Annotated in this window: 9 protein-coding genes and 1 tRNA gene; 7 read left to right on the plus strand and 3 right to left on the minus strand. The window is 59.4% G+C overall.

Annotated elements, in window-relative coordinates:
• Positions 1 to 12 precede the first annotated feature (12 nt).
• Positions 13 to 387 (minus strand): PilZ domain-containing protein, encoded by a 375-nt coding sequence (locus tag CLH61_RS00165; RefSeq protein ID WP_099612697.1) that lies wholly within the window; start codon positions 385 to 387, stop codon positions 13 to 15.
• Between the two features lie 309 nt (positions 388 to 696).
• Here CLH61_RS00165 and CLH61_RS00170 point away from each other — a divergent pair, with 309 nt between their 5' ends.
• Genes CLH61_RS00170 through CLH61_RS00180 form a run of 3 tightly spaced genes read left to right on the plus strand, consistent with a single transcriptional unit; the run spans position 697 to position 5,408 of the window.
• On the plus strand, positions 697 to 3,105 hold the full coding sequence (locus CLH61_RS00170; protein ID WP_099612698.1) for an ATP-binding protein: 2,409 nt from the start codon (positions 697 to 699) through the stop codon (positions 3,103 to 3,105).
• A gap of 35 nt (positions 3,106 to 3,140) precedes the next feature.
• The gene (gene fixJ, locus CLH61_RS00175) at positions 3,141 to 3,767 is read left to right on the plus strand and encodes a response regulator FixJ (RefSeq protein ID WP_099612699.1); all 627 of its coding nucleotides are present in this window, start codon (positions 3,141 to 3,143) and stop codon (positions 3,765 to 3,767) included.
• 45 nt (positions 3,768 to 3,812) lie between these two features.
• Positions 3,813 to 5,408 carry an ATP-binding response regulator gene (locus CLH61_RS00180; protein ID WP_099613201.1) on the plus strand — a complete coding sequence of 532 codons (1,596 nt, stop codon included), beginning with the start codon at positions 3,813 to 3,815 and terminating at the stop codon, positions 5,406 to 5,408.
• A 28-nt stretch (positions 5,409 to 5,436) separates the two neighbouring features.
• On the opposite strand, the gene CLH61_RS00185 is transcribed toward CLH61_RS00180, so the two are convergent.
• Positions 5,437 to 6,315, minus strand: coding sequence for a MaoC family dehydratase (locus CLH61_RS00185; protein WP_099612700.1), 879 nt, complete (start codon positions 6,313 to 6,315; stop codon positions 5,437 to 5,439).
• Positions 6,316 to 6,502: 187 nt separating this feature from the next.
• On the opposite strand from CLH61_RS00185, the gene CLH61_RS00190 reads away from it, so the two are divergent.
• Together CLH61_RS00190 and CLH61_RS00195 are read left to right on the plus strand one after the other, a co-directional pair.
• Complete coding sequence (locus tag CLH61_RS00190) at positions 6,503 to 7,534, plus strand: AraC family transcriptional regulator (RefSeq protein WP_099612701.1); 1,032 nt, start codon at positions 6,503 to 6,505, stop codon at positions 7,532 to 7,534.
• 139 nt (positions 7,535 to 7,673) lie between these two features.
• A tRNA-Asp gene (locus CLH61_RS00195) sits at positions 7,674 to 7,750 on the plus strand.
• 335 nt (positions 7,751 to 8,085) lie between these two features.
• On the opposite strand, the gene CLH61_RS00200 is transcribed toward CLH61_RS00195, so the two are convergent.
• Entirely contained in the window at positions 8,086 to 9,138 is a 1,053-nt protein-coding gene (locus CLH61_RS00200; protein WP_099612702.1) for an AraC family transcriptional regulator, read from the minus strand.
• 142 nt (positions 9,139 to 9,280) lie between these two features.
• On the opposite strand from CLH61_RS00200, the gene CLH61_RS00205 reads away from it, so the two are divergent.
• Together CLH61_RS00205 and CLH61_RS00210 are read left to right on the plus strand one after the other, a co-directional pair.
• The gene (locus CLH61_RS00205) at positions 9,281 to 11,353 is read left to right on the plus strand and encodes an NADPH-dependent 2,4-dienoyl-CoA reductase (protein WP_099612703.1); all 2,073 of its coding nucleotides are present in this window, start codon (positions 9,281 to 9,283) and stop codon (positions 11,351 to 11,353) included.
• Between the two features lie 166 nt (positions 11,354 to 11,519).
• Entirely contained in the window at positions 11,520 to 12,779 is a 1,260-nt protein-coding gene (locus tag CLH61_RS00210) for a DNA repair protein (RefSeq protein WP_099612704.1), read from the plus strand.
• Positions 12,780 to 12,792 lie beyond the last annotated feature (13 nt).

Genomic DNA, 12,792 nt, shown 5'->3' on the forward strand with positions numbered 1-12,792 from the left:
GCGCCGGGCAGGTCAGCTGGCAAAGCGGTTGTAAAAGCCTTCGATGCGCGACAGGGCATTGTCGACGGTCCGTGAGTAGCCCCGCTTTTCCGAGCAGTAACTGAAACGGATGCTTACCCGGAACCCGGCGCGCCAGGGGTGGCAGTTCACCACCAGGGCGGCGACTCTCGGTTGGTGGATGTATTTGCCCTCAAAGCGGATATAAAGCCGGGCATTGGTCTCGAAGGGGCGTGTGCTGAACACCGCCATGCCGTAGCGGTTGAGGTCGAGGCAACTGACCGGAACCGAGGGCCGGCCACGACCGAAAAAGCCACGTTCGCTGAGTTCAACCTTCAGGCATTCAGCGGGATAGCGTTCCTTGATTCTGCGTTCGACAGAGTCAGTCATAACGAAAAGCGTCCAGTGCTGTCAGGATTGATTGTTGTTGTCAGTGACGGCTCCCGGATTGCAATTCCGGGAAGGGAAGTGTAGTTCTCCAATCATGGCCTTAAAAATAGTACCTCTCGGTTTTGTGACGGCGCTCTCGCTTGTCATGGCCCGGATCGGTTGCGATTTATTCTGGAATAGTCATGGCAGGCCAGTTTCCGGGCTGTAGAATGTCTGCTTTTGCGTAAATTCCACGCTTGCACGGGACATTGGCGGAGCCAGATTCTACAATGTCCCGCCGTAACCTAACGCCATCAACAGGATCCAATCTTGAAGTCATTGCCACTGCACCAGTTATACAAAGCCTGTGTCCTCAAGGAGCTTCCGTTCAAAACCACTCGGCAGCTGGAACCCCTGGCCGAGATCGTGGGTCAGAACCGGGCCCAGGAAGCGGTACGCTTCGCCCTGGCGATGCCCCATGGCGGTTATAACGTCTATGCGGTGGGCCGTAACGGCCTTGGCAAACGAACCATGATGCTCCGTTACCTTGAGCATCATGTGGATACCGAGCACCAGAGCCACGACTGGTGTTACGTGGCCAATTTCGAGGAGCCACGCATTCCCCGGGTTCTGAAGCTGCCCGGTGGCCAGGGCCACCTGCTGAAGCAGGATATGGACCGGCTGATGACGCGGTTGATGAAAGTGATCCCGCAGACCTTCGACTCTGACAGCTTTCTGGAGCGTGCCGAGCAGCTCAAGAATGAATACGGCAAGAAGCAGGAAGATGAGCTGGAGAAAGTGGCGGCGCAGGCCCGGCGCAAGAAGATCAGCCTGACGGTCACCACTCCGGGTGGTTATCGCCTGGTGGCAATGAACGGCGATGAGCCCCATACCCAGGCAACCTTCGATGCCTTGTCGGATGAGCAGCGCGCCCGCTTCGAGGATGCTATTAATCGGCTGGAGAAGAAGTTGCGGCAGTCCCTGCGCAAACTGGCCGACTGGGAGCAGGAGTATGCCGAGAAGCAACAGGCGCTGAACCAGGAGACCCTGGAAGGCATCTCCGGTCACCTGCTTGATGATCTCGAAAAGAAGTACGGCGAGTTGCCGGAGGTTGTGGCCTATCTTGAGGCGGTGCGCAAGGATCTGGCGGAAAGCCTCGACATCTTCCTGGAAGACAACGAGGAACAGGCGGCGATTGCCTACGCATCCCTGGATCGCAAGATGCCCCGGCGTTACCTGGTCAATCTGCTGGTGCACCAGAAAACCAACGAGGTGCCGGTAGTGGTGGAAGATAACCCCACCTATCACAACCTGTTCGGTTACGTGGAGAGCGTGACCTACAAGGGTACTGTGTTTACTGACTTCTCGCTGATCCGCCCCGGCAGTATCCACCGCGCCAACGGCGGATACCTGCTGATGGATGCCATCAAGGTGCTGGAGCAGCCGTTCGTCTGGGACGGGCTCAAGCGGGCGTTGCGTTCGCGGTCATTGCAGATCAATTCGCTCGAGCGGGAGCTGACGCTGTCCGGAACCATCTCCCTGGAACCGGAGCCCATTCCCCTGGATGTCAAAATCGTGCTGTTCGGTGATCGCGACACCTGGATGCTGCTGCAGGAGTACGACGCCGAGTTTGCCGAGCTGTTTCGGGTAACGGCGGACTTCGAGAATGAAATGTGGCGTAACGATGACAGTCAGTTGCTCTACGCCAAGTTTATCTCCAGCCTGGTACGGGAAAAGAGCCTGTTGCACTGCAGCAACAAGGCGGTGGCACGGGTCATCGAACACAGTTCCCGCATGGCCGAGCATCAGGACCGGTTGTCGCTCCACGCTGCCGACATCGCCAATCTGCTGCGGGAGTCCGATTACTGGGCCCGCCAGGCCGGCGCCAAGCTCATCCAGGACAGTCACGTGGAGCAGGCCCTGGCCAGTGCCCGTTACCGCAGCAGCCGTATTCGTGACCAGTTCTACGATTCCATCCGCGATGGCACAACCCTGGTTTCCACGTCCGGCACCTGTGTCGGCCAGGTAAACGCACTGTCTGTCATGTCCACGGGCGGCTTCGAGTTCGGCATGGCCAACCGGATCACCGCCACCTGTTATTACGGCGATGGCGCGGTGATGGACATCGAGCGGGACGTCAAGCTCGGTGGCAATATCCACTCCAAGGGGGTGATGATCCTCAGTTCCTGGCTGTCGTCACGATTTGCGCTGATGGATCCCATGCACCTCTCGGCGAGCCTCACCTTCGAGCAGAACTATGGTGAGGTTGATGGGGACAGCGCATCCCTGGCCGAGCTGTGTGCGCTGATATCCTCCCTGTCCGGGGTGCCGGTACGGCAGGACCTGGCGATTACCGGGTCGGTCAACCAGTTTGGCGAGGTGCAGCCGATCGGCGGTGCCAACGAGAAAGTGGAAGGTTTCTTCGAGACCTGTCGGCTGACCGGCGGGCTGACCGGAACCCAGGGGGTGATCGTGCCCCAGACCAACGTCAAGAACCTGATGCTGGACAACGAGGTGCTGCAGGCTGTCCGGCAGGGCAAGTTTTCAGTCTATGCTGTAAGCAAGGTTGAGGAAGCGGTCACCCTGCTGCTGGGCAAACCGGCCGGCAAGGCCGATGAGCGCGGCCGCTACCCCAAACAGTCCGTGTTTGGCATGATTCAGCAACGGCTTGACAGCATGCGCGAGCATGAGCGCCAGGAACACGCAAAATTTGAAGGCAAAGATCCGTCCATCCATTAACAACAAGCAATGGCACCGGAAAAGCGAGGGAACTGATGACTGATATCCAGCAAACTGTGTATGTAGTGGAAGACGATGAAGCGGTTCGTGATTCACTGGAATTGCTGCTGAAATCCGATGGCAAGACGGTGAAAACCTATGAGAGCGCCACCGCGTTCCTGCGCGAGTTCTCGGATGCCATGGCCGGTTGCATTGTGCTGGATATCCGCATGCCCGGTATGGATGGCATGGAGCTGCAGAAGAAGCTCAACGAGCGTCATTCGCTGTTGCCGATCATATTTGTGACCGGTCATGGCGACGTGCCGATGGCCGTTGATGCCATGAAAGAGGGCGCCGTGGACTTCATCCAGAAGCCCTATCGCGAGGAAGCCCTGCTGGAGAAGATCGAGGCGGCCCTTGCCCAGGACCGTGAGCAGCGCAAGTCACTGGGTGAGAAGCAGGAGATTGTTCGCCGGATCAAGACGCTCACCCCCCGTGAGGCCGAGATCATGGACCGGATGATCGCCGGCCAGGCCAACAAGGTGATCGCCATTGAACTGGACATCAGCCAGCGGACCGTTGAGATTCACCGCTCCCGGGTGATGCACAAGATGGGCACTCACTCCCTGGCGCACCTTGTTCGCATGGTGCTGTCCGTAAAGGACCTTATCGACGCCCGTTAATCCGGCCGGCATCATGCAGTAATGTTTTTAACCGGCCATGGAATTATGACTGAGACTGTCAGCGCGCCCACAGAGGCGACGGTTCTGCTTGTGGATGACAATCCACAGAACCTGAAAGTCCTCTATGAGACACTGAAAGACAAAGGTTATCGCCTGCTGATCGCCAACGATGGCGAGAAAGCCCTGGAGCTTGCTCACCGCAATCACCCGGAAGTCATCCTCCTCGACATCATGATGCCGGAGATGGACGGCTGGCAGGTGTGTGAGCAGCTCAAGGCCGATCCGGTGACTGCCGACAGTGCCGTGGTGTTCCTGTCTGCGCTTGATGATGTCGACGCCAAGGTGAAGGGGTTTGCCCTTGGTGGTGCCGACTATATTTCCAAGCCGTTCCAGGCCCAGGAAGTGATTGCCCGGGTCCGTACCCATGCCCGGGTCATCAAGCTCGAGCGGCAGCTGCAGAAGCGTAACCGGCAGCTGGAAAGCGATCAAAGTCGAATTCTCAATGCCATCAGTGAGGGTATCTATGGTCTGGATGCCCGGGGCAACATCATCTTTGCCAACCCCGCCGCGGCCCTGATTACCGGCTATCACGCGGATGACCTGGTCGGCCAGAATTTCTTCAAACTGCATTTTGTGGACGCCCCGAATCCGGCGGATTCCGGCGAGGAATCCCTGCCGGTGTGGATGACCTGCCATCAGGGAGTCGCCGAGCATGAGCGCGGTGTCACCATGCATCGCGCAGACGGCTCGACCTTTGCGGCCGAATACCGCGCCACCCCCAAGCTTGAAGGTGACAACGGCAAGTTGCGGGGCGCGGTAGTGGTGTTCCGGGATATTACCGCGGAGCTGGAGAACGAGCGGGCGCTGGACGAGGCCCGGGAGCTGGTCCAGGAGCAGCGCGACCAGCTGGCTCACGCTTCCCGTCTGTCCACCATGGGTGAAATGGCTGCCGGTGTGGCCCACGAGGTGAACCAGCCCCTGACCGCCATTACCAATTATGCCCGCGTGGCCAGGCGCATGATGGCTGCGGAAACCCTTGATAAGGAACTGCTCGCGGAAACGCTGGGCAAGATCGAGGCCCAGTCCCATAGGGCCAGCGAGGTGATTCGCCGTATCCGCCGGTTCATGAAGAAGCCCGCCGCCGGCAAGGAAGTCCTGTCCATTCCGGCGCTTCTGGAAGATACCCGGCAGTTTGCCGAAGTGGATATGCGTAACAACGAGGGTGGCATCGAGATCACCGTCGCTGACGATGTGCCGGAGGTGCTGGCAGATCCGGTCCAGGTCCAGCAGGTGGCCCTCAACCTGATCCGCAATGCTCTCGAGGCGACTCGCAGTGCCGGTGCGGCCGATCCTGTGCAGGTGTCTGCCACCATGATGGGTGAGAACTGTGTCCGGATTGAAGTGACCGATCATGGCATCGGCCTGCCGGAAGACGCGGAAGAGAAGCTGTTCCTGCCGTTTTACACCACCAAGGAAGACGGCATGGGCATTGGTCTGCCGATGTGTCGGTCCCTGGTTCAGGCCCAGGGCGGTGATATCGGCTTTGAGCGCCAGCCAGAGGGCGGCGCCCGCTTCTTCTTCACCTTGCCGGTTGCCGCAGGCTCCGGCGCCAGCTGTGTGCCGGCCAGCCAGGACGACTGACCGGCCCATGTTCAGCCCTGGCGCTTCCTCAGCCCCAGCGGATCTCGCCACTGAGGTGCGGGGCGTCGCCACGGGCATTCAGCAGTTGGTAGTCCCAGCAACTCTCATTCTCCCGCCAATTGAGCTGGGCACTGCCCGGCAGAAAGAACGGCTTCTTGAACTGGCAGGTCACCGTCACCGAACCATCCTGCCAGCTGCCCTGTTGTTCCAGTAGGGCCAGCACCCGGGCCTTGCTCCACATGCCGTGGGCGATGGCCCGCGGGAAGCCGAACGCCTTTGCGGTCAGCGCATGCACATGGATGGGGTTGAGATCCCCGGAAACCCGCCCGTACTGCCGCCCGATGGATTCCCCGGCCTTGATGTCGAGGGTATTCGGATAGCGCACCAGTTCGGGCTTACCGGCACCTTGCTTGCGGTCCGGGCTAGTGCCGGACGATTGCCGGTACAGGTTGGTGCTGGTTTCCTCCCACACCCGTTTTCCTGCAGACCTGACCTCGGTTACCAGGTCAAACTCAAGCCCCCGTCCGGTGTGTTGCTGGCCTTCAAGCCTTACTTCGATATCCAGTACCTCGCCGGCGCCGATCGGGCGGTACTGGCAAATGGTATTGCGCAGGTGAACCAGCCCCAGCAACGGCAGGGGGAAGGTTTTTTCGGTCAGCAGCTTGAGATGAAGCGGGAATGCCAGAATGTGGGGCCAGGTGATGGGGACATTGGTGCCAGCTTCGAAACTGCAAATTTCCTGGTAGCGTGACAGGTGGCGATTGGTGGTGCTGACGCCGGTCAGTTCGGCTTTCAGGTCCGGCAGGACAAGGTCTTTGGCGGGGGGCTGGCCTTTTGGTAATAATGCCTTACCGTAAAGTGACCAGAGCCCCGGGGGCTGGTTATGGTAGCTAAGCTCGGCTGTCATCGCAGTCTCTCCGGGTTATTGAGGATCGGATTCTGGTACGTCTGTGCGAGCGTGGCCCGATATGCTCTAATATACGACGAAAGTAAAACAGTCTGGCAAACCCGGCCGGGCTGGGCATTGACTTGGTTAACCGGCCTTGAGGTCCGGAAAGCCAGTTGGATCTGTAAACAACTATAAGCGGGACGTTATGCAGGAACTTCGCGATGCGGGAGTGATGTTGCGCCTGATCTACCAGGCCATGAAACGCAAGGGAATTGATACAGACGCAATTTTTGCCCGGTTGGGCGTTGATGAAAGCTACGTGTACATGGATCAGTTGCGCACTCCCCACAGCGCGCAGCTGTATTTCTGGCAGGTGGTTGAAGACGTGTCCGGTGACCCGGATATCGGCCTGCACCTGGGCCAGCTGCTCCCTACCTACAAGGGACAGGTACTGGAATACCTGTTTCTCAGCAGCCCCACCTTCGGTGAGGGGTTACGCCGTGCGCAGAACTATCAGCGCTTGCTGAGTGATGCTGCCAATACCGATTTCGTGATCGAGGGTGACGAAGCGTGCATGATTCTTGACGCTGCCTCCGAGGAAGTCAGTCGGCTTCGCCATTTCAACGAATGCTTTGTGCAAGGGCTGGTAACCTTCTTCAAGTCCATCACTGAAGAGGAATTCCATCCTTCCCGGGTCGAGTTCGAGCACAGTCGTGAGCAGAACCGGGAGCATGTGGCCGAGGTTCTTGGCTGTGACGTGGTTTTTGATGCGCCTGAGAACCGGCTGTATTTCCCGGCCAGTCTGTTGTCCCATCCATCGCCCCACGCTGAGCCGGAGCTTCTCGACCTTCACGAGCGCTTTGCCAGCGAACAGGTCGCCCGGCTGGAGAAGAAAGACATTGTCGGCCAGGTAGAGCGGATCGTTGCCGAGCTGCTGGACAGCGGGGAAGTGACCCTGGATGCGGTGGCTGAGCGGCTCGACATCAAGCCCCGCACGCTCCGGACGCGGCTGACGGAGGCGGAAACCAGCTTTAACCAGGTGCTGGCAGATTTCCGCTATCGCCTGGCCCGGCAGTTGCTGGCCACCACCGATGAGTCTATTGACGAGATTGTGTATCTGACCGGGTTCTCCGAGCCCAGTACCTTCTACCGTGCATTCAAACGGTGGTCGGGGATGACACCGATCGAGTATCGGAAAACCTCCCAGGGTAAGGACGCCGTGGTGGACGCGATGTAATCGCGCCCACCACGATTGGCGCCTGCGGCAAATAACTTTGAAAAAAGCGTTGACATGCCCGCAGTCCTCTTTATAATGCGCCCTCGTTGTCACCGAGCAATCAACGACAGGTTGCTCGCAAAAAGGTGATGACCCGCGCGGAGCGGTAGTTCAGTTGGTTAGAATACCGGCCTGTCACGCCGGGGGTCGCGGGTTCGAGTCCCGTCCGCTCCGCCATTTCCTCCCTTCTTTGCCAATCCCTGAACAGTTTCTCTTCGAATCTTTTCGCTCTGAACACCTTCTAGCCCGTTATTTCAAGCTGTCATCCCGGTCGGGAAATCGTTGTCATCAACCTGTCACCAAACTGTCACCCGTGGGACATGTTCCGGTTGCACACTATCCGTGTGATTTTGATAGGGATAGTGTGTGATGCTTGATTACGAAGAAGAACTCATCGAGTTCCAGTTGGAAGATTTCGATGACGATGAAGGTTATGACGACGGGATGGAGCTGTAATAGCGGCTACCACCCGATTCGCGGGGCACTGACAGTTGCGGTGCCGGATTATCCGGTTAAGCGCCTGGAAAGTTAATAGAAAGCACCCTGCGATGTTCTCCCGGGCTGAGCCCGAACCAGCGCCGGTATGCCTTATGAAACGCCGCCGGGCCGGAAAATCCCAGTAACCAGGCAATTTCGCTCAGCGAGCTTCCGGTTTCCCGGATATAGGCAATTGCCAGATCCCTCCTTGCTTCGTCCAGAAGCTCCCTGAATCCGGTGTTTTCCGCGGCCAGTTGCCGTTGCAGGGTCCAGGGCGCAAGCCCCAGTTTTGCCGCCACGGTTGCCAGTTCCGGCGTCTCGCCTTGCAGCAGGGGTGGCAGCATGTCCTTGATCCGATCTCCGGTGGTCCAGCCACGGCGAATTTTCTTCAGTTCCCGATCACATTGCGCGCACAGTTCAGTGAACATCGCAGGTTGTGCCTGCAGCGATGGCAGGTCGGCAACCCGGGGAGCCAGCAGCAGACCATTGCGATCAGCCCCGAAGGTGACCGGGCACTGGAACCATTCCTCAAACCTGGTTTCCAGACCCTGGGCAGGGTACTCGATCAGCACCCGTTCAAGTACCTGCTGCTGCCCGGTGAAAATCCTCAATAACTGTGTCCAGGCCGACAGTACCGAGTCGACCACAAAAAAATTGTACTGGTTGTAAGGCCGAATGGAGTAGAAGTCCGCCTGTAAGCGGTTGTCGCTGATAACCGGGATGCCGCGGCTGTTTCGGCTGGTCAGTGGCGAGTAACGGATCAGGGTGGCCAGGGCCTCGCCGGCGCTTGCTGCGCACTGGGCGGCGAGCCCGGCCAGACCGGCATCGACTGGCCGGGTCAGTTCCGCGATCATCAGCCCCAGTGCCCGGTTCCCGGTCAGCTCGATGGCCGCCTGTCCCAGCCGCATGTAGCGGGGAATGCTGATCCGTGCCTGGGGCGTGGCGAGGAAGCTGTCGTCCAGGCCGAACTGGCCGAGCCAGGGGGCGGGGTCGTGCTGCATTGCCGCCACAGCGCGGGCCATCACGGCGACGTAGAGTACGCTGATATCGCCGAGGCTGTTGCGTTGAGGGCGCGGGCTGGCGGTCATGGATCCGGGTTCCTTGCCAGTTTTGTCATGCAGAGATAATACACTGTTATCTGAGGATATTGTTAGCGGTGCCGGGGATGGTTAATTTAGAGGCCATAACTGCGGGGCCGATGGCCCCGGACCGATCATGCGAGGAGACCTTATGACGACTGTGGCACCGAAACCGGGCGTAGCCCGCTATCCCAATCTCCTGGAACCACTGGACCTCGGCTTCACCCGGCTGCGCAACCGTACCCTGATGGGGTCCATGCACACCGGGCTGGAAGAGGCGAAGAACGGATTCGAGCGGCTGGCGGCATTCTACGGCGAGCGTGCCCGCGGCGGGGCCGGGCTCATCGTGACGGGAGGTATCGCGCCCAATGTGGAAGGCGGGGTTTTTCAGCACGCCGCCAAGATGACCACCGAAGAAGAGTCGGATCGGCACAAGGTGATCACCCGCGCCGTGCATGAGGCGGATGGCAAGATCTGCATGCAGATTCTCCATGCCGGGCGCTATGCCTATTCGCCGCAACTGGTTGCGCCCTCGGCCATCCAGGCTCCCATCAACCCGTTTACCCCCCGGGAGCTGGATGAAGCCGGCATCGAGAAGCAGATCGAGGATTATGCAGCCTGTGCTGCCCTGGCGCAGCGTGCCGGCTATGACGGTGTCGAAATCATGGGCTCGGAAGGCTACTTCATCAACCAGTTCATCGTAGCCCATACCAACCATCGCACCGATCGCTGGGGTGGCAGTTACGAGAACCGCATCCGTCTGCCAATCGAGATTGTCCGCCGTGTTCGTGAGCGGGTCGGGGCAAACTTCATTCTGATTTACCGGTTGTCCATGCTGGACCTGATCGAGGATGGTAGTACCTGGGAAGAGATTGTCCGGTTAGCGAAAGAAATCGAGAAAGCCGGTGCCACCATCATCAACACCGGAATCGGCTGGCACGAAGCCCGGGTGCCAACCATTGCCACTTCGGTACCACGAGCTGCCTTCTCCAAAGTCACTGCGCGGTTGAAGGGCGAGGTCAGTATCCCGCTGGTGACGACCAATCGCATCAACATGCCGGAGGTGGCAGAAAAGATCCTTGCAGACGGCGATGCGGATATGGTCTCCATGGCCCGTCCCTTCCTCGCCGATGCCGAGCTGGTACTCAAGGCAGAGGAAGATCGCGCCGATGAAATCAATACCTGTATCGGTTGCAACCAGGCCTGCCTGGATCACACCTTCAGCGGCAAGCTGACGTCCTGCCTGGTCAATCCCCGGGCCTGCCACGAAACCGAGCTTGCCTACGTGAAGACTGCAACGCCCAAATCCATCGCGGTCGTGGGCGCCGGCCCTGCCGGTCTGGCGTTCGCAACGGTTGCTGCCGAGCGGGGTCACCGGGTCACCCTGTTTGACGATGGCAGCGAGGTGGGCGGTCAGTTCAACGTCGCTAAGCGGATTCCCGGCAAGGAGGAGTTCTACGAAACCCTGCGCTATTTCCGTGTCATGCTCGACAAGCACGGGGTGGAGGTGAGACTCAATACCCGGGTAAATGCGAGCGACCTGCTCGCCGGTGGCTTTGACGATGTTGTGCTGGCAACAGGCGTTGTGCCTCGGACTCCGGAGATTGAAGGCATTGACCATCCGAAAGTGATCGGCTACCTGGACGCACTGCTTGGGCGCAAACCTGTCGGCCAGCGAGTGGCGGTCATTGGTGCCGGCGGCATCGGTTTTGACGTGTCCGAATTCATTGTCCACCAGGGTACTTCTGCTGCCCTCGATGCCCATGAATTCATGCGGGAGTGGGGTGTGGACCTGACCGTTGCCCACCGTGGTGGCATCCAGGGCGTGGAGGCGGAAGTCCCTGCGCCGGCGCGGGAGGTTTACCTGTTGCAGCGCAAGGCCTCCAAAGTCGGTAATGGCCTGGGCAAAACCACGGGCTGGATTCACCGGACATCACTGAAGAATCGCAAGGTGCAGATGATTCCCGGCGTCAGCTATCGTAAGATTGACGACCAGGGCCTGCACATCACGGTTACTCCGAAAGGCGCCACGGCCGGCGAGGATCGGGTACTGGCGGTGGATACCGTGATTGTTTGCGCCGGCCAGGAGCCACTGCGGGCCATGCAGGCAGAACTCGAGCAGGCGGGCAGGGCGGTTCACCTGATTGGCGGTGCTGATGTAGCCGCTGAGCTGGATGCCAAACGCGCCATCGACCAGGGCAGCCGGTTGGCGGCGGAGATCTGATCACAAAACGTTTCAGATTTTCTCTACCCGTTAAATCTCCTGTGACTACAATGAGAACGAGGTTCCGGCTGCACCCGGCCGGAACCCCGATAAATAATCCGATGATCCGGAGCGATCTCGGCGACCGTGGCAGAGGCCCGGCGAAGCAAGAGAGCGGGAGTGAACAATGGGACCTGCCGACCAGGCAAATGACGGGTACCAGGCGGTATTCTTTATGGAGGGCGTTAAAGTTGCCCGTCAGATGACGGCCAGCGAGTTTGGCGCTTTCCTGGATGGTTACGTGGGGTTGTCGGACCTGGCTGAAACCGATGTGCGGGCAGTTTACGTTGCCCTGAGCGGTGATCTGCTGGTTCAGTCCCTGGTGTTCTTCAGAATCTATTTCGATGACGAGGGTCGGGCAGACAGCCACTGGAATATCCCGGTGGAGCGGTTTGCCACCGAGGGGGCCAAAGGCCCGGATCTTGGCGGTGGCCCGATTCGCCTGGTGTGCCGCAGCCAGTGTCCGGAGCCACGCTATGCCGAGGAGTTGTGGGACCCGGACATGACACCGGGCAGCAACCACTTCCAGTCCATTCGCAAAGCTGTTCAGGCCAACAAGCTCAAGTTCCGCAAAATCGAGCCAGCGCCGGCAGTCGAGGAAGCCATTCCAGTGCTGGCCGTACCCGCGCCAGCCCCTGTCGAACCGGATAGCTCCGGCGAGCGCGCCCGTCTCGCCCAGATGATCCGGGAACAGCGGCTTCGCATTAAAACCCTGCAGAGTGTCCATCGTGATGCCCTGGCCGATATCCAGCGCGAGCATCGCGTGGAAATGCAGGCCCTGCGCAGCGAAATGTCTGATCTGGAGCAGAAATACGAGCGCCAGAGACTGACTAACGAGCAACTCAAGGAGCGTCTCTCCGAGCGTAACGAGCAGTACCTTGCCATCCAGGAGCAGATGGCCGGTAATGAAGAAACGTCCGGACGGGATCAGCAAACCAGCAGCGCCGAGCTGGTGTTGCTGCAGGAGCAGCTGGAACGCAAGGAGCGTGAGCTGGAAATGCGCGGCGACCGGATCGCCTTGCTGGAGCAGGAAAATCACGATCTGCGCAGCCGTGAGCCAGCCGAAGACTCGTTAATGCGCCAGTTGCAGGAGCAATCCGTCTTCCTGGTGGCTTATCACCCGGGTGTCGGTCACCTGACACTGCCGTTTGACGATATCGAGCGCTATTTCGGTAATCCGGTGAGCTATGCTGCGGAAAAGTGTGGCCTGAATGAACCGGCTTATCGGGAGTGGCTGGAGCATTATGAGAATCCGGTGTGCCGCCATGCCGGGGATGATGGCGGTGAATGCAATGAGCCCGTTATGCGGGTCAGCCAGCCTGCCGAGTTCCGGCCCGGGCAGGATGACCGGTGTGAGGCGCACCAGAGTGTTGCCGTAACCTCCTGACCTTCCCGGTTGT

This window comes from Marinobacter profundi (genome assembly GCF_002744715.1).
GTDB classification, from domain to species: domain Bacteria; phylum Pseudomonadota; class Gammaproteobacteria; order Pseudomonadales; family Oleiphilaceae; genus Marinobacter; species Marinobacter profundi.